The 16898-nt window shown below is 45.7% G+C and carries 18 protein-coding genes, 1 tRNA gene and 1 pseudogene; 12 read left to right on the top strand and 8 right to left on the bottom strand.

Translation table 11 applies throughout. The annotated features are described in order from the left end of the window. Positions 1–4 precede the first annotated feature (4 nt). The 3 genes and pseudogenes from C7N83_RS01825 to C7N83_RS16715 all read left to right on the top strand — a co-directional run. A complete protein-coding gene (locus tag C7N83_RS01825; RefSeq protein ID WP_106740205.1) occupies positions 5–373 on the top strand; it encodes a hypothetical protein in 369 nt (122 codons plus the stop codon). A 51-nt stretch (positions 374–424) separates the two neighbouring features. After that, complete coding sequence (locus C7N83_RS01820) at positions 425–784, top strand: helix-turn-helix domain-containing protein (RefSeq protein ID WP_106740203.1); 360 nt, start codon at positions 425–427, stop codon at positions 782–784. Further along, a pseudogene (locus C7N83_RS16715) lies at positions 667–1677 on the top strand (tyrosine-type recombinase/integrase); the annotation flags it as partial. The gene C7N83_RS01820 and the pseudogene C7N83_RS16715, both read left to right, overlap by 118 nt. 28 nt (positions 1678–1705) lie before the next feature. Here C7N83_RS16715 and C7N83_RS01810 read toward each other — a convergent pair. From C7N83_RS01810 to C7N83_RS01785, 6 genes are all read right to left on the bottom strand, one after another. Next, positions 1706–1781, bottom strand: a tRNA-Asn gene (locus tag C7N83_RS01810). A 76-nt stretch (positions 1782–1857) separates the two neighbouring features. Continuing rightward, complete coding sequence (locus C7N83_RS01805) at positions 1858–2217, bottom strand: roadblock/LC7 domain-containing protein (RefSeq protein WP_106740198.1); 360 nt, start codon at positions 2215–2217, stop codon at positions 1858–1860. A 42-nt stretch (positions 2218–2259) separates the two neighbouring features. Continuing rightward, the gene (locus C7N83_RS01800; RefSeq protein WP_106740196.1) at positions 2260–2901 is read right to left on the bottom strand and encodes a peptidase M23; all 642 of its coding nucleotides are present in this window, start codon (positions 2899–2901) and stop codon (positions 2260–2262) included. Position 2902: 1 nt separating this feature from the next. Next, entirely contained in the window at positions 2903–3439 is a 537-nt protein-coding gene (locus C7N83_RS01795) for a GTP-binding protein (RefSeq protein ID WP_106740194.1), read from the bottom strand. Positions 3440–3455: 16 nt separating this feature from the next. Next, positions 3456–4553, bottom strand: a complete 1098-nt coding sequence (locus tag C7N83_RS01790) for a response regulator (protein ID WP_106740193.1) — start codon at positions 4551–4553, stop codon at positions 3456–3458. A gap of 23 nt (positions 4554–4576) precedes the next feature. After that, positions 4577–6034 (bottom strand): tetratricopeptide repeat protein, encoded by a 1458-nt coding sequence (locus C7N83_RS01785; protein ID WP_106740191.1) that lies wholly within the window; start codon positions 6032–6034, stop codon positions 4577–4579. A 1648-nt stretch (positions 6035–7682) separates the two neighbouring features. On the opposite strand from C7N83_RS01785, the gene C7N83_RS01780 reads away from it, so the two are divergent. From C7N83_RS01780 to argC, 4 genes are all read left to right on the top strand, one after another. After that, entirely contained in the window at positions 7683–8720 is a 1038-nt protein-coding gene (locus C7N83_RS01780; RefSeq protein WP_106740190.1) for a L,D-transpeptidase, read from the top strand. Between the two features lie 125 nt (positions 8721–8845). Then, a complete protein-coding gene (locus C7N83_RS14460) occupies positions 8846–8998 on the top strand; it encodes a hypothetical protein (protein WP_170064764.1) in 153 nt (50 codons plus the stop codon). 102 nt (positions 8999–9100) lie between these two features. After that, entirely contained in the window at positions 9101–9433 is a 333-nt protein-coding gene (locus tag C7N83_RS01770; RefSeq protein ID WP_106740187.1) for a hypothetical protein, read from the top strand. 254 nt (positions 9434–9687) lie between these two features. Further along, positions 9688–10731, top strand: a complete 1044-nt coding sequence (gene argC, locus C7N83_RS01765) for an N-acetyl-gamma-glutamyl-phosphate reductase (protein WP_106740185.1) — start codon at positions 9688–9690, stop codon at positions 10729–10731. 122 nt (positions 10732–10853) lie between these two features. Here argC and C7N83_RS01760 read toward each other — a convergent pair whose 3' ends face one another. Next, positions 10854–11129: a hypothetical protein gene (locus C7N83_RS01760; protein ID WP_106740184.1), complete on the bottom strand. Its 276-nt coding sequence runs from the start codon at positions 11127–11129 to the stop codon at positions 10854–10856. A 312-nt stretch (positions 11130–11441) separates the two neighbouring features. On the opposite strand from C7N83_RS01760, the gene C7N83_RS01755 reads away from it, so the two are divergent. The 5 genes from C7N83_RS01755 to ychF all read left to right on the top strand — a co-directional run bounded on the left by C7N83_RS01755 (position 11442) and on the right by ychF (position 16627). Further along, positions 11442–12128, top strand: a complete 687-nt coding sequence (locus C7N83_RS01755) for a S24 family peptidase (protein ID WP_106740182.1) — start codon at positions 11442–11444, stop codon at positions 12126–12128. A gap of 98 nt (positions 12129–12226) precedes the next feature. Continuing rightward, positions 12227–12565 (top strand): iron-sulfur cluster insertion protein ErpA, encoded by a 339-nt coding sequence (gene erpA, locus C7N83_RS01750; protein ID WP_095502099.1) that lies wholly within the window; start codon positions 12227–12229, stop codon positions 12563–12565. A gap of 422 nt (positions 12566–12987) precedes the next feature. Continuing rightward, a complete protein-coding gene (locus C7N83_RS01740) occupies positions 12988–13662 on the top strand; it encodes a hypothetical protein (protein ID WP_106740179.1) in 675 nt (224 codons plus the stop codon). Between the two features lie 160 nt (positions 13663–13822). After that, entirely contained in the window at positions 13823–15334 is a 1512-nt protein-coding gene (gene ubiB, locus C7N83_RS01735) for a ubiquinone biosynthesis regulatory protein kinase UbiB (RefSeq protein ID WP_106740177.1), read from the top strand. Positions 15335–15535: 201 nt separating this feature from the next. Continuing rightward, positions 15536–16627: a redox-regulated ATPase YchF gene (ychF, locus tag C7N83_RS01730; protein WP_106740176.1), complete on the top strand. Its 1092-nt coding sequence runs from the start codon at positions 15536–15538 to the stop codon at positions 16625–16627. 14 nt (positions 16628–16641) lie between these two features. Here the strand turns inward: ychF and C7N83_RS01725 are convergent. Further along, positions 16642–16898: transposase (locus C7N83_RS01725; protein WP_146135073.1), on the bottom strand; the 257-nt coding region annotated here is incomplete at its 5' end.

The raw sequence follows: 16898 nt of genomic DNA, 5'->3' as shown, positions 1-16898 counted from the left end.
AGAAATGGCTATCATGTTTAACCGTCAGGAAGCCGCTTTGCTTGCTGATTTTTTGGCGCAGAACCAAGATGTTTTTTATGCCTACAATCACGAAAACGATGATACGTCCCTACATGCTACTCTTCTGAACAAATTGGACTGTCTGCGTCAACAGCAATCTGATGCGAAGGAAGCAGAAATCCAAGCATCACTGGCCGAAGCACAAATACTTGGTTTTGTTCACGGTAGAGCAGGACATTCTCTTGCATCTTTGATTAAAGGTATGGGATTGCAAGGTCAGGAATGGGAATGGATAACTTCCCGCTATCCAGTCTTCTGTTATTTAAGCGATGATGATTTGATGGAAATCGAGCAAACCGTAAAGACTGCCTGAAACCGCATCTGCGGCAATTTTCAGACAGTCTTTTTCTTGTAAGGAACAATGATGGATAAACCGACGTTTGATGTACAAGAAGCGGCAGAATTTCTCAAATGTCATCCTGAAACTGTGCGCGAACTGATACGTGCCCGCAAACTGATCGCTGCCAAAGTTGGGCGGCGTTTCGTTATACGTCGCCAAGTGCTTGACGCATATTTGGAAGACAAAGAAAATGATGCCGTGCAGGCATCGGCTCAAAACAGGAGCAGAAAAATATGCCTAAACGACAAAACCGCCCTCAATCGGGAATCTACGAACGCAACGGTACTTGGTATATTGACATCAGGACAGAAAGCGGCGAAAGAATTAGACGCTCTACTGGCACACAAGACCGTCAAAAAGCCCAAGCGGTGTGCGAACAACTAAAACACGAACTTTGGCAGCAGCAAAAGCTCGGTATTCGTCCCAAATACCTTTGGGATGAAGCTGCTGCTAAGTGGATTAGTGAGAAAGGCAATAAAAAAAGTATCAGGGACGATATTAGCCGTTTGCGCCAGCTTACTGCATTGCGTGGCAAAGAATTAGGTAGTTTAGACCGCCGTTTTATTATGAAAGCAGTGGAAAAGTTACCGTGCGGCAACAGCACCAAGAACCGTTATATTGCCCTGATACGCGCTATACTGAATAAAGCGGCAAAAGAATGGGACTGGATTGATACCGTTCCCACACTCACGTCTTATCGTGAGCCGAAAAAACGGGTACGCTGGCTGAAACCAGCAGAAGCACAACGACTGTTGGATGCACTGTCTGCCTACCCGCTGCTGCATGATTTGGCCGCGTTTTCACTGGCAACAGGTCTGCGTCAGAGTAATGTCTTGGACTTGAAATGGGAACAGGTGGATTTGAACCGCCGTACTGCATGGGTTAATGCCGATCAAGCCAAAAGCGGACAAGCCATAACCGTCCCGCTTAATCAAACCGCATTGCAGGTACTGTTTAATCAAACACACCGTTCTGCCTACGTTTTTACCAAGCCGAACGGTCAAAAGTTGAACGGTATCAGCAGCAAGATTTGGAAAAGCTGTTTGAAAACGGCAGGTATCGCAGATTTTCGGTGGCATGACCTGCGCCATACATGGGCAAGCTGGCTGATACAGCGTGGTGTACCTGTTGCCGTTTTAAAGGAAATGGGTGGTTGGGAAAATGCCAAGATGGTTGAACGGTATGCCCATCTGTCGTCTGAACACCTGCTGCACCATGCGGATGTTTTAGACACAATTTGGACACAACCTGAAAATACATCTATAAAAAGAAAAAGCCTAAACAATTGTTTAGGCTTGGGAAATGTGGCTCCCCGACCTGGGCTCGAACCAGGGACCTGCGGATTAACAGTCCGTCGCTCTACCGACTGAGCTATCAGGGAATAGGAGGAGAATCATAATTAATGAAGATTCAGCTGTCAACTGTCTATTGATTTTTTATAATCCGATGATTTTAAATTATAAAATTTCGGCAATATGCTTGGCTGCACGTTTGGCATCCAGCAGAATCAAACCTAATTTACTACTTTCATTGGCCATCAAAGCCAACACAGCATTTTCACCGGCTTGGCTCAACAAAATATAGCCGTTTTTGCCTTTTACCATCACTTGGTCAAGCTCGCCGCAAGCCAATTCTTGGACGGATCGGTTTCCCAAAGCCAGTAAAGTTGCCGACATGGCGCCCACTCGGTCGGCATTCAGGTGACTTGGCAACAGCGTTGCGATCGGCAATCCGTCGGGGGAAATGACGGCAGACGCGTTAATATCGGTAGATGTGTTGTTCAAATCACTCAATACGGAGAGTAATAATTGTTGCATATTTTATCCATTCAAAATGTAGTGCGGTTGTATCAAGCCAAATTAACGGCTGCCGTATCGATGATATAATACTTTAACCATGGTGACAAAGGCTTCTTTATTCAAATCAGGCATACCGCCAATGACTAAAATCAATTTGGTTTGTCCGACATAAAGCGGAAAGAAGGTCAGCTCGCTTTGGCCAGAAGGATCACAAATACCCCATGCGCTGTTGTTGATATGCAGATTATTGCGAATCAACAAGCGGTGGTTGTCTTCGACTTTGGCAACTTCGCTGGCCAACAAACCTAATTCTTCCGCAGCTTCATGATGAAAGCCTGCATTGGCAAAATAAAGCCCATTTTCATCAGCCAACAATGCTTTGCCCGAATTTGACAATTGCGCCAATAATTGCGGTAATTGCTCATCGGTCAGATTGGCATCATCCGTACCCATTTGCTCGTCGCCGTACAAAAATTCCAAGCGTTGCAAACGATATAGCAAATTTAATGCAGTATTGATGTCGCTGGTATCGGCCCAAGCCAAAACCCTTTGGCTGCTGATGGTTTCGGAAGGTTCTGCTCGTAATAAGCCATATAACAGGGTACGGCTGGCGCTTGGCGTTTCGTTAGAAACGGCATAATACGCACCTGCCGGTGTAATTTTGGGGTACAAATTTGACTGCAAAGAGAGTGTCGATTCCATCTTATACCTCTAAACCCGGATCAATTGAGAATAACATCGCTGTAACCAGCTGCTTAACATCGTCTTCACGACGGGCATCAATTTCAAAAACCGGTACATTAAAATTGTTTTGAGCCAAGTATTTTTGATATACATCCACCCCCGGAAGAGAGCGGATATCCATTTTGGTCACGCCGACCACCAAAGGAGCGGTTTTCAGCAATTCGCGAAAAGCCTCTAAGAAAAATTGCAAATCTTTTAATGGGTTGGTGCGGGTATTATCCAATAGCAACACCAAACCCATGCTGCCTTGGCTTAAAATTTCCCACATGAAATTAAATCGCTCTTGACCGGGGGTGCCATATAAATGCACTTTGGTTTCTTCATCCAGATGAATCACGCCATAGTCCATGGCAACGGTGGTATAGCCTTTGCGCACCAAGGTCATATCGGAAGCGGAAGCATCGGTTTGAATCGGAGGCTCATCGGATAATGCCGAAATGGCTGTTGTTTTACCTACGCCTACCGGGCCGGTAAAGATAATTTTATTTTCTTTCATTGGCATGTCCTTTTTATTATCGTTTACCAAGCAATTTACGCATCAGGCGTTGCAACAAGCCGCGCGGCTGCTCTTGAGACGGACCAGCCAATTTTTCGGCTTCTTTGGCCATTTTGCTGTCCGGTACATCACTGCTGACGTTGACACGTTCGGATATATGAGCCGGTGCGGTTTGCGCTGTATATTCGGTGTCGGTTACCAAAAAGCCTGTTACCGAAGTGGCCGCCAAATAATTCAAAATATCGGGCATTTCCAAAGGCATGACTTTATACAGGATATTCAAGTTAACTGATGTTTTGGTTAAAAAAGCAGACAAGCGCATCGATTCGGGAACATGTGCCAACCGTGTTAAATTCGGCCAGCGTTTCAAGGTAAAGACGGCTTGAGGGGTCATCGGATAAATCAGGCGACCTTGCGCTGTCCAAATGGCCATCTGCCATAAGCAAGACATGATGGTAACTTTGGCTTTTTCTTTCCATTGCGGATTATCCGGCACAGCCTTACACACCACGGCAAGATTATCATCTTTACACAGTTTTTCTAACTCAGTGGCATTAACGGTTAACAAAACCCGCTGAATGTTGGGGAATACAATTAATATCGGCTTACCTTGATGCAAGACGGCAATGTCTTGATGGCCTTGGCTGGCAAATTTCAACGCCCCCAGTAAGCCTTTTTGTGGATTAAAGCGACGGATGGTCGCTTTGCGCGTACCATCAGCTTGGGTTTGGCCTGCCTCCTGGCTGGACGTCACGCCGTCCGAAACTGTAAAAATCTGCCCTCCTTGCGACAAGCCGCGCAAAATAGGGAATAAGGTATCAAATTTAATCGGTTTAGGCAGATAAGGGGTGGTAACTGTCGGCTCAGATGAGGAAAACATTGCCACCGGTGTATCAGGATAGGCGGCTGTTGATGCCTTCCATGTTTCTATCCCTTGTTGTGAGTCTGTATCCACCAAAATCAAATCCGGTTTCTCTGCGGATTCAGGGGTAATAATTTCATAATTCGTCGTATTATGCATTTTAAAAGCCATACGGAATACAGCCTCTTGCTGCTCCCCCATTTCTTGCAGCATAACCCGTATGGTTTTAATCTTAGGTAACAGATTGTCCATATATTGGCACTCTCTTGGTTATTTTATTTTTTAGAATATTGGTTGACACGTTGCAACAAGCGGCTCATGGCCAAAATGACTTCTTCCGGCAAACTAACGACGCGTTCGCGCAATAAGCATAAGAATTGTTCCAAACGAGCCCAATCTTCCGCACGTTCGTAAAGGTCAAAGAGCATCACATAAAGCTGGGATTCTTTCGGATATTGTAATACCGCTTGCTCCAAAGTACCGATTGCCTGATCCAGCTGGCCATACATCAGTAAAGATTCCACTTCCTCCAAAGCCTCATCGGCGGGTGAATTATTCGTGCTGATGATGGAAGAATCTTTTTGAACCAAATCGCGGTATTTGGCTTTCACCTGTAAGGCAGTTGGCTGCAAATAGCCGCGCTCTAAGCCGATTTCACGCACTTGTCGCTCGCTCGGGCTTTGTTCCAAGTCATCAAAAAGCTCATGATAGCCCAAGCTGTAACCCCAACCCAGCATACGCTCTTTAACTTGTCGGCCATACTCTCCTAAAGAGTAATAAAGTTTCCACAAATGCTTGGCAAATTGACCAACTTCTTCGTTTTGATAGTCCAATTTCAAGGCATCGATAATCAAACTGGCCGGTTTGATAGAATGATGAATAGCGCGGTTGTATTGCTCTACCGCCGTTTTATAATTGACTTTGTCTTTCAGAATTTTAGCGCTTTGCTCAGGCTTCACAAAGCCAATAACTGCACTCATCTCTTCCGGACTGATATCATTGAATTCTTTTTTGCCCAAAACAATCGGTGTACGTTTGGAGAAGCTGTTGGCTACTTGTTGCGGACTGGCTGAATCTATTGTAAGGGTATGATTGGTAACAATGTTTTCTTCAAAGCCGGTTTTCTCATCAATTTGACGGGCGACTTCCTGCATATTCCAACCTAATTTGCTTTCTGCAAGCACGCGCAGGTGTAGGTGGGTAGGTTCAGCCATCAAGCCCAGTTTGACATATTCTGCCAAACTTTCTTCCGGCAAAGCGGTGCTGTGGTTTTCCAAAGTTTCGGCTAATTTATCGACATTTCCGACACGCAGGTTTAAGCCGACCAATTCATGGACTAATTTTTCAGGCGCACCATCAGTCATGCTGTTCAAATAGCTTGCTAGTGATTCGGCTGCTTTACTTTCATAGCCGAATTGCTTATAGACTTGATATTCGGTTAACGGATCAACTTCCTGAGCGGATACGGAAGCCGTAGACGCGCCATTGCCGCCCTCTGTACCCCATACCCAATCTTGGTGGTCGGCATTGGAAATAGACTGGTTGACTTTATCCACCCAGTCTGCACCATCAGAAGTTTCGTCAGCTTGATTTTGATGATTGTTTTGTCTTGATTCTTTAGCAGCTTTGCTCGGTTTTCTTACCTTCGCACCGCCTTGCTTATAGCGCACGAACAACAAGACCAGCAACAAAAGTGCCAGCAAGATGATTAAAAGCGAATAATTCAAGAACACCTCCCGATGATGCACGAATGTACATCACACTGCCAATGTTTAATATGTTCGACATACACTTAATGATGCTATCGAATCATGCTATCTTCTTAGGGATTAATGATAGCATGATTCACCAGATAATTACATTAAAACCCGTTTTACAGACGGCCTTATTCTATTAGCTCGCTGCCCAACTGCCCCGATAGATTCAACATGGGCGGTTTGCAAAAACATGTTCATTACACCGGCAGATTTTAAAGCATAGCCTTTCTCAATTAAACCAGCAGCATCACACGCGCATGCTACCGGATTACACGACACATGCTAACTATGCATTTGGACAGATAAGGCAAATGTAGCGATTTGACGACAGCATAAGCACCCCTGCGCGACGGGTCAAGCAGCTTTTTTTGAATTGCCCAAAGCCACCACCGCAGCTTCGTTCGTTTCGAATAAGTCGGATGCCTTAAACAATACCACGCCTGCGCAGCCCTTTGCCGTGCACGATCGAGCAAATAATCCGCACCTCAATGGCAACCGCGCTTGCGTTACATTTTACCATAATTAAACTGATTTACCATAATTAAACCGAAATTATCCAACCTGAAGAACAAATCGGCAATTCTTCCGCCTGAACGGATATCCGGCAGCTTGATTGCCTGACTGAATCATCAGCGCATTCAGCCCGACATTAATCCGAGCAAAGTCTCCCGACCGGTAAAGCACGGTTGAATTTTGATAAATCAGACAATACGAATCAAGAAGAATAGCTCGGGCAAAAATCCGTTGCCGATTCTTTGCCATATTGCATCCAAAGCTTCCAATACACTGTTTTTCTTGCAAATTATTATCAAACCATTTTCTTAATTCGCTTACATTTTTTTCAGACGGCCTTTAAAAAAACACAGGCTCAACACCGTTAACTTTTTGCTGTAGTAAAACTCGACAAATTTTACGCTGCATCTGAATCAACCTGCTTTTGCAATAATATTTTTACAGCCGGAACCTGCGTCAAAAGGTTGCAGCATCACTTCGCATGAAGCAATTCCGCACATCATGACTACGCTTGGTTTAAAAACCGGGTTTGCCCGGTTTAATGCATCACAACTGCTACGCTTAAATCCGGCACGATCGCGATAATGCCACGGCGCGGCATAAATCAGCGGTAGAATTTGTTACGGAAACACTTTGTCGATACGCGTCAACTGTTCCTCTAACATTCCCTGCTTGAACGCCACCTGCGCATTCGGCTCGATATACTGCAATACGCAATCGCCACATGTATCGAAATAACGACACTTTGGTTTTACCTGTTTACCGGACGACCTTAAGACAGATTCTATATTCCGCTTCGTCAAATTATTTTCTTGGATATTGGTCACACTTTAACTGGCAGTTTCAGACGGCATGGCACTTTTGATAAAAACCGTTTTTCCGTCCAATCACGCCACCCCGTACTCTTCTTAATCTAAAGAAAAAACGTCCGCCACATCCTTCACATACTCACTTTTGTCCATCTTCTTACTGCCATTCAAATATTCATCCTAAATAAACGTTTATCGCTTATTATTTACCGAAAGGGCATATTTTCGCACAGTTGACATTATATTAAGGTATGATTTCCTAAAATTATCTTTTAACCCTTTGTTAAAATACAGACAAATACATGAAAAAAATCAGCTTAGGTTTATTTACACTGACACTGACTACCGCCGCATTCGCCAACACGCCGCTTCCTGATGTCGCACCGGCAACCGAAGGCCAACACGTTTTCATCAATATCCCACAACAGCGCCTGTTTTTATACACCGACGGCGAGCTGACCAAAGCCTATCCTGTGGCAGTTGGCAAAGCCATAACCCAAACCAATTTGGGCGAACACAAAATCGGCGTAAAAGCCTTCAATCCCACTTGGCATATCCCAAAATCTATTCAAAAAGAGCGTGGCGACAACGTGAAAACCATCCCACCCGGACCTAAAAATCCTCTAGGTCCGGTATTTGTGCGCTTTGGAGATCCGAAATTGGGCTTAGGCATCCACGGCACCAACGTCCCATCCAGCGTACCGGGCGTACGCAGTCATGGTTGCGTGCGCATGAAATCGCCCGATGCCTTGGAGTTTGCCAACACAATTGCCACAGGTTCGCCCGCTTACGTGATTTACCAAATGGCTGCCTTAAACGAAGATGCCAATAAAAATTTATGGCTCGCCGCTTACCGCGACCCATATAACAAAAAAAATCTGGATACCGCCGCTCTGGAAAAAAGTATTACCGCATGGGCAAAAGCACACGGCAAAAGCATCAATACCAGGCGCGTTAATGCCATCCTGAAAAACCGTACCGGCCAAGCCAACTGCCTGACCTGTACCAAAGGCGTGAAGCTCAAAGGCCCGCTGAAATCACTTGCTTGGACAACCGGTTCATCCGCATACAGCAAACCAAAAGCTATGTCGAAACCAGTTCCGGTCAAAGATGACGTTTTGCCATCGGGTTCGGAAATCGAAATCGATGCCGGTGATGATACGGCCAAACCAATCACCCCAACACCGGTTACCCCGCAAACCACCCAATCAGTTGTGCCAACCAATGCAGCAGCTTCTGCAGCAAGCGTGCCCGCACCGGCTTCAAGCTATGTTCCGGTACCTGCTTATCCGACACAGGAAATTCCGGCAGATACCGAGCCGACCGAATTGCTGTTTTAATGATTGAATAAAACATACTGGCCGTCTGAAAAAGGACGCTTCGGCAAACCTTTTTCAGACAACCTTTCCTTTCTATGTGTGGCAAGCGCAACCTGCTGACTGACGGCTTGGGAAATGAGCCTCACATGTTGCCATACCTGATTTCCCTAAGCATTTCAGGCCATCAGACACAAAGCCGTCTGAACCGCACTTTTTATCCGAAAAGACATCCAGACGGCTTTGTCTGTCAAGCGCGCTATTGTCTGCCCACCATGCTGCTTGCACATAAAAACCGTTAAAAACAAAACTGCATATTTTATTTGTTTTGATTAAAATAAATTCAGGATATCTGCCTGAGTTCATTATCAAATCATTCGTGTCTGCAAAATAAGGGAGAGCAAATGAAGAAATTAAGTTTCTATAGCGGCTTGGCGTTTTTACTGCTGTTTTTATGTTCCGGCTACTACCTGCTCAACACTGTGCTGCCCCAATTCGAGACCTACAGCTATATCCGCATGCAAAACCGCGCCAATCATATCTATCTGCTGTTAATCGCACTACTGAACATTAGCTGCGGACGTTATGTGCCGATTCAGTGCTGGTTACAGAAAACCGCGGCACTGCTGCTGTTTGCTGCCGGATTGTATGTCTCGCTCGGCTTCTTTGTGGAAAGCACCGCAGCGATTGAAACACGCATGCTGATGCCGGGAGGGAGGTCGGGCTGGTGTTTGTAGCGGCAGGTTTGCTGATTGGCAAAAAAATGGCATAAATAAAAATGTATGAACAGTGGCGTTTGCAGGCCGTCTGAAACGTTGTCGGTTTCTGTCGGATATTCCATTATTATATGCGGACAATTCTTAATGTTCGGCAAAACATTAATCATAACTGGCCTGATGAAACAGACAGTTCATTGCTCCTATCCTTTTCAGACGGTCTGCTAAGCCTTAACCTACCCAACTCTATCAAACCTGCCCTACTGGAGAGACAGATGAATCCTAAAATCAAAGCCGGCATTGTCGGCGCAACGGGTTACACCGGTGTCGAATTATTGCGCCTGCTGGCCGCGCACCCCAACGTTGAAGTGACAGCCGTAACCAGCCGCGGAGAAGCCGGCATCACCATTGCCGATTACTTTCCGAGTCTGCGTGGCATTTATGACTTGGTTTTCCAAACACCTGACGAAGCCGGCCTTAATCAATGCGATGTAGTGTTTTTCGCCACACCCAACGGCGTAGCCATGAAGGAAGCGCCGGAATTATTGGCAAAAGGAATACGTATTATAGATTTGTCTGCCGACTTCCGCATCCAAGACATTCCGACATGGGAACAGTGGTACGGTATGACGCATGCCTGTCCGGATATAGTGCCGCAAGCCGTTTACGGCTTATGTGAGATGAACCGCGATGCCATTTCACATGCGCAAATTGTTGCCAATCCGGGCTGCTACCCTACCTGCGTTTCTTTGCCTCTGTTGCCTTTACTGCAACAAGGCCGTCTGAAAGCCAATATGCCGTTGATTGCCGACTGTAAATCCGGCGTTTCCGGCGCAGGCCGCAAAGGCAATGTCGGCTCGTTATTGTGCGAAGCAGGCGACAACTTTAAAGCTTACGGCATAGGCGGCCACCGTCACCTACCGGAAATCAAACAAACCATCAGCGGCTTGCAAGCCGATGTGGCTGAAGGCTTTGTCTTCGTGCCGCATTTAACACCGATGATTCGCGGCATGCACGCCACCATTTACCTTCACTTGGAGGATAACGTCACCCCATACGAAATCTTGAGTACATTCTATCAAGACAACCCTTTTGTTGACGTGATGAAACCGGGAGCCACACCTGAAACCCGCAGCGTCCGCGGGGCCAATATTTGCCGCATCAGCGTGCAGCAAGCACCCCAAAGCCGGCTTTGGGTGGCATTGTCAGCAATTGATAATTTAGTGAAAGGTGCCGCCGGACAAGCCGTTCAAAACATGAACATCATGTTTGGCTTGGATGAATGCTTAGGCTTACAAGCCGCACCATTACTGCCTTAACCTTAGGTATCTCATCCGCCAACAAACTTGAGGCTGTCTGAAATTACAGCATGTTTCAGACAGCCTCAAGTTTACTGCGGGTTTCTACTGCATGGTTTTCATGGTTTTCGATATCAATCGATTTATTCGTAAACCACCCCTGCCACAAATTCTTGCTCATTGAGACCTCCGTATTGCTGCTCCCAATCGTGCGATGCTTCAACCATGTCACATTCGTGCGCAAACTTACGCTGCTTGACATCCATGTTCTGCAAAACTAAATGGCTTAAATGCTCGCACTCCAGTGCAGAAAATGACACATTGGAAGATTGCGCCTCCGAATAGCTGACAGGAAACGCTATCAAGCCTAAAGCCAATGCCATTACTGCCAACCAAGTATTTCTTCGATAGCCTGTCATTTTGATTCCTTTAATTAAATAATTAAAAATAATTTAGTTTCTTTGAAATCACTCAGATTAAGCCCATAAGCCTCTCTTCATGTACGATACGCAACGTATATGACAGAACAAATACAATGCATAAACTCAAAAATACTGCCTGAAACTTTAGTTAACCTTTAATTTCCGACATAATACTAAGATAAAACAAAAAATGCAATATTTTTTCTTATTATTGCTAATTTTTTTCTTACACTATTTCAAAAAATGAAGTAAAATATAAAACAATTAAACAGTGTGTATCCAAAATCACACTTTCACCTAAGGAATAGTATGGATACCTTTAAAGACAGACTGGCCTTTTTATGGAAGGGCGAAGCCAAACAAGCCAAAATTGCAGCTGATATCGACATGACCATTGCCGGCTTCAGCCGTATTTGGAATGAAGGCGGCTTGCCAAAATCAGAAACTTTAAAAAAAATCAAACAATTAAAAGGTTGCAGCATTGATTGGCTGCTTACCGGAGAAGGAGAACCATTCCCGGAACAAGCCGCGCCCAACACCACCGTTCATGACACGCTCGGCAATCCGGTTGATGTCGAAGAATTTATTTTTGTGCCTCGCTACGATATCCAAGCTGCCGCAGGCCACGGCCAACTGGTTGGCGATGAAAAACCCGTCTTTACCATGGCTTTCCGCCGCTACTGGATTGAGAACTACGTCACCCGTGACACCAAAAATTTATCGGTTATCTCCGTCAAAGGCGATTCAATGGAAGGAGTGCTCAATGACGGTGATTCGATTCTGATTAACCACAGCGAAACCACACCGCGCGATGGGCTGTATGTTTTACGGCTCAACGAAAACCTGTTGGTCAAACGCTTACAATTAATGCCTGGCGGCATTGTGAATGTTATTTCCGCAAACGAAGCCTATCCGACTTTTGAAATCAATTTAAAGCAGCTGGGTGACGACATCGCCATTATCGGCCGTGTGGAATGGTTTGGGCGCAATATCTAATTTTTATGCCGGTATTGAATTTTAAGTCATTATCCCAACTTGCCTAACTGAGCAGTTTGAGCGACAATATGCATAACATTCATATAAAAGGAATCACCATGTCAGATGAAAGCCCTATCCTCTTCACCGACAGCTGCTGCACCAAAGTAGCCGACCTGATTGCTGAAGAAAACAATCCCGAACTCAAACTGCGCGTTTTTGTGAACGGTGGTGGCTGCTCCGGCTTCCAATACGGTTTTACTTTTGACGAAATCAAAAACGACGATGATTTTGAGATTGAGAAAAACGGCCTGACCTTCTTGGTTGACCCGATGAGCTACCAATACCTGGTCGGTGCAGAAATCGACTACACCGAAAGCCTTCACGGTTCCCAATTCGTAATTCGCAACCCTAATGCCGAAACTACTTGCGGCTGCGGTTCATCATTCTCGGTTTAATGGCCGCTTAAGATAAATTTATTAACATATCAAACCCCAAAATTTCAACCAATCGCAACGGTTGCCTTTTTCCATCGATTGAAATTTTTCCCGACAACAGGCCGTCCCAAATGATTCAGACAGCCTTTGAATCTTGTTTTTCATTTCAAAAAAAGTATCTGTTTTGTGTAATTTATGATACATATAGCAATTGACCAAATTATGTATTGAACAATTTTGTCGAAAAATAAGTTGCTGTTTATAAACACTTTTTTTCAATTTCATTACACTAAACTATTTTAACCCTAGAAATTACCCTTTATCCTTTACAGAAGACATACAACCTTATAACACTTATACTCCATAATAATAGAAATTCTCCTGATAATCCGCACACTAAAAACGAAATAAGCCGTTTTATCAATTATATAAATGGGATACTGATGAACCAAAAAGATAAATTTTACGACGTGTATGTTTCTTATCCGCCCGATGTTGATCGCGATCGGATTAATGCCTGTTTGTATGACAATCTGCCAAAAAACGAAGCAGAAGACTTAGTACAGGCATTGGCTGAGCGCCCACAAGCCATTATTGCCGAAAGCTGTACTCAAGAAGAGCGTGAAAATGCCCACCATTACTTCAACTACTTAGGTTTGGATGTCATCGTACGTCAGTCTTTAAAACTTACGCCCAGTGCGGTTAATCCTGAATCTGAAGAAACAACTTCCGCAGAAATCACTCAATGTCCGGTGTGTATGACCATTATTGAAGATCCCGACGCAACCAATTGTACAGTCTGTGATTTCCGATTTTCTACTGCAAACCAGCAAACCATTGACCGTAAACGTATCGAATGGCAGGAAAAACTGGCCTTTGAGCATAAAAAGCAAACCGAAATCGCCCATAAAATCCAGCAAGATCGCGAGCGTGAAGAAAAAATCTTACGTAAACAAATCCGTGCAGAATTGGAAGAAAAGCTGCGTGAAGAATTGGGTATAAATCCAAACTTAGTCGCCTTCGCCGCCAAACGAAAAAATATATTAATCTGCATTATTGTTTTTATCTTCATGATTTTATTAATCGCAGTCGGCTATTTTGCTGCCAAATATCTGTAAGGTTTTTGAAAAAAGCCGTCTGAAAAGTGTCATTTTTCAGACGGCTTTTCTTTTTTATATTATTGTATTTATATTATTGCATTATTCCCAATAGAAGCTTTGGCGTAACCCATGCAATGATTTATAATTCGTCCATCTTCAGCGCAACCGAATGACCACCATGAAATGGCTCAAACGCATTAAAACCATCTTTCGTACTCTCTATCTTTACGGACTGACCGACTTATTCGCCCACCATATCCGTCAAGACTGGTTGCGCAACTTAGTCGGCAAACTGCCGCAGTCTGTCGAATATCAAGACCAATCCCTTCCCGTCCGCTTGCGCTTGGCTTTGGAAAGCCTTGGCCCGATTTTTATCAAGTTCGGTCAAATATTATCTACCCGCCCTGACTTGATTCCTTATGAATACGCCACCGAACTGGCTAAACTGCAAGACCGTGTGCCTCCGTTTGACGCGCAATTATCACGCCGCCAAATCGAAAAAGCCTTAGGCCAATCCATCGAAAGCCTGTATGCCGAGTTTGAAACCGAACCAGTCGCCAGTGCCTCCATTGCCCAAGTACACAAAGCCCGTTTGCACAGCGGCGAAGAAGTGGCAGTGAAAGTATTGCGTCCGAATATTCTGCCGGTTATCGAACAAGATTTGGCACTGATGCGTTTGGGCGCAGGTTGGCTGGAACGGTTGTTCGCCGACGGCAAGCGCCTGAAGCCGCGCGAAGTGGTGGCCGAATTCGACAAATACCTGCATGACGAATTGGATTTGATGCGCGAAGCCGCTAATGCCAGCCAGCTTGGCCGCAATTTCACCTGCAGCGATATGCTGGTTATTCCCAAAGTGTTTTACGATTATTGCAACCGCGACGTGTTAACCATCGAATGGATGGAAGGTACACCGGTATCCGACATTCCCACGCTCAAAACCAAAGGCATTGATTTGAAAAAACTCGCCGATTACGGCGTGGAAATCTTCTTTACCCAAGTCTTTCGCGACGGCTTTTTCCATGCCGATATGCATCCGGGCAATATTTTGGTTGCTGACGACAACCGCTACATCGCCCTCGATTTCGGCATTATCGGCAGCCTCACCGATTACGACAAACGCTATTTAGCGATTAACTTCCTTGCTTTTTTCAACCGAGACTACCACCGCGTTGCCACCGCCCACATCGAATCGGGCTGGGTACCCGCCGGCACGCGCGCAGAAGAACTTGAAGCCGCTGTGCGCAGCATATGCGAACCGATTTTCAACAAACCGATTTCACAGATTTCATTCGGCTTGGTGCTGATGCGCTTGTTTGAAGTCAGCCGCTGCTTTAATGTCTCAATCCAGCCGCAACTGGTTTTACTGCAAAAAACGCTGCTCAATATCGAAGGTTTAGGCCGCCAGCTCGATCCTGATTTGGATTTGTGGGCAACCGCCAAGCCGTTTCTCACTAAATGGATGGACGAACAAATCGGCCTCAAAGCCCTGTTCAACAATCTAAAAAACGAAGCACCCGCTTGGGCGCAAATCCTACCCGGTCTGCCGCGCAAACTCAACGCGCTGGCCGATGAAAACCACCGGCAGGGAATGCACAATGCCTATCTGCACCTGATTAAGGTACAGCAACGCCAAAGCTTGTGGCTCGGTTTGATTGCCATTGCTTTGCTGCTGATTTTGATTTTTAAATAAAAGCAGGCTGTCTGAACAATTAGGTTTCAGACTGCCTAGGTTCCTTATTAACCGCCATGAATCATCCAGCCCTTACATTTTAATCACACAAGGCCGTCTGAAAAGCAAACCATTCTTTCAGACGGCCTTGTCAGGCTAACACACAAACGAATTATGCTATAATTGCCCGTTTGAAAATTTTAGCAAATAACAGGAAAAAACATGAGCTTAAAATGCGGCATCGTCGGTCTGCCCAATGTCGGCAAATCCACCCTGTTCAACGCCCTGACACAATCGGGCATTGAGGCGGCCAACTACCCTTTCTGCACCATCGAACCGAATGTCGGCATTGTCGAAGTGCCCGACCCGCGCATGGCTGAATTGGCAAAAATCGTCAATCCGCAAAAAATACAGCCTGCTATTGTGGAATTTGTCGACATCGCCGGCTTAGTATCAGGCGCCAGCAAAGGTGAGGGCTTGGGCAACCAATTTTTGGCCAACATCCGCGAAACCGATGCGATTATGAATGTGGTGCGCTGCTTTGATGATGAAAACATCGTACACGTTGCCGGTAAAGTCGATCCGATTGCCGACATCGAAACCATCGGCACCGAATTGGCATTGGCTGACTTGGCCAGCGTGGAAAAAGCCATTATCCGCGAAGAAAAACGCGCCCGAAGCGGCCATAAAGATGCACAGAAATTAGTGGATTTGTGTAAAAAACTGCTGCCGCATTTGGACGAAGGCAAGCCGGTACGCTCATTCGGCCTTGAGTCCGAAGAATCGGCGATGTTACGCCCATTATTCCTACTTACGGCCAAACCGGCCATGTATGTCGGCAACGTCGCCGAAGACGGTTTTGAAAGCAATCTGCACTTAAACCGCTTAAAAGAACTGGCCGCCAAAGAAAATGCACCTGTGGTTGCCATATGCGCCGCCATGGAAAGCGAAATCGCTGAGTTGGAAGATGATGAAAAAGCCGAATTCTTAGCTGAAATGGGCTTGGAAGAGCCGGGTTTAAACCGCTTGATCCGTGCCAGTTACGACCTTTTGGATCTGCAAACTTATTTCACTGCCGGCGTGAAAGAAGTCCGCGCTTGGACGATTCACAAAGGCGATACCGCCCCACAAGCCGCCGGCGTAATCCATACCGACTTTGAACGCGGCTTTATCCGTGCCCAAGTGATTGCCTACGAGGATTTCGTTGCCTTAGGCGGCGAAACCAAAGCCAAAGAGGCAGGAAAAATGCGTGTGGAAGGCAAGGAATATGTGGTGAAAGACGGTGATGTGATGCACTTCTTGTTTAATGTGTGATTTTCAGAGGCCGTTCAAAATCCTGTGTCAGCTTGAATTCTACAACCGGATAATGCCGTCCGGCCGTCAAAACAAACCGCCAACTGCAGGAGCGTCTGCCCCCGGTTTGCAATCGGCATCGTCCATTTCCCCGAAGCCTTACCGATACCGCCATATAAAAGCTTCAGCAGGCCGGTTTCATTGGGGAATGCGCCTTGGGTTTTGGCCAGCTTCCGAAACTGGCGGTGTACCGCCTCTGCCGCATTGGTCGTATAAATCGGTTTGCGTACGG

The organism is Neisseria iguanae, from assembly GCF_003013245.1.
Taxonomy (GTDB): Bacteria; Pseudomonadota; Gammaproteobacteria; order Burkholderiales; family Neisseriaceae; genus Neisseria; species Neisseria iguanae.
This window is presented reverse-complemented; position numbering and strand designations above follow the sequence as displayed.

Bases quoted from the DNA above. Each gene is read 5' to 3' on its own strand.
- C7N83_RS01825 (WP_106740205.1), top strand. From the start codon at position 5: ATGGCTATCATGTTTAACCGTCAGGAAGCCGCTTTGCTTGCTGATTTT.
- C7N83_RS01820 (WP_106740203.1), top strand. From the start codon at position 425: ATGGATAAACCGACGTTTGATGTACAAGAAGCGGCAGAATTTCTCAAA.
- C7N83_RS01805 (WP_106740198.1), bottom strand. From the start codon at position 2,217: ATGCAACAATTATTACTCTCCGTATTGAGTGATTTGAACAACACATCT.
- C7N83_RS01800 (WP_106740196.1), bottom strand. From the start codon at position 2,901: ATGGAATCGACACTCTCTTTGCAGTCAAATTTGTACCCCAAAATTACA.
- C7N83_RS01795 (WP_106740194.1), bottom strand. From the start codon at position 3,439: ATGAAAGAAAATAAAATTATCTTTACCGGCCCGGTAGGCGTAGGTAAA.
- C7N83_RS01790 (WP_106740193.1), bottom strand. From the start codon at position 4,553: ATGGACAATCTGTTACCTAAGATTAAAACCATACGGGTTATGCTGCAA.
- C7N83_RS01780 (WP_106740190.1), top strand. From the start codon at position 7,683: ATGAAAAAAATCAGCTTAGGTTTATTTACACTGACACTGACTACCGCC.
- C7N83_RS14460 (WP_170064764.1), top strand. From the start codon at position 8,846: ATGTTGCCATACCTGATTTCCCTAAGCATTTCAGGCCATCAGACACAA.
- C7N83_RS01770 (WP_106740187.1), top strand. From the start codon at position 9,101: ATGAAGAAATTAAGTTTCTATAGCGGCTTGGCGTTTTTACTGCTGTTT.
- argC (WP_106740185.1), top strand. From the start codon at position 9,688: ATGAATCCTAAAATCAAAGCCGGCATTGTCGGCGCAACGGGTTACACC.
- C7N83_RS01760 (WP_106740184.1), bottom strand. From the start codon at position 11,129: ATGACAGGCTATCGAAGAAATACTTGGTTGGCAGTAATGGCATTGGCT.
- C7N83_RS01755 (WP_106740182.1), top strand. From the start codon at position 11,442: ATGGATACCTTTAAAGACAGACTGGCCTTTTTATGGAAGGGCGAAGCC.
- erpA (WP_095502099.1), top strand. From the start codon at position 12,227: ATGTCAGATGAAAGCCCTATCCTCTTCACCGACAGCTGCTGCACCAAA.
- C7N83_RS01740 (WP_106740179.1), top strand. From the start codon at position 12,988: ATGAACCAAAAAGATAAATTTTACGACGTGTATGTTTCTTATCCGCCC.
- ubiB (WP_106740177.1), top strand. From the start codon at position 13,823: ATGAAATGGCTCAAACGCATTAAAACCATCTTTCGTACTCTCTATCTT.
- ychF (WP_106740176.1), top strand. From the start codon at position 15,536: ATGAGCTTAAAATGCGGCATCGTCGGTCTGCCCAATGTCGGCAAATCC.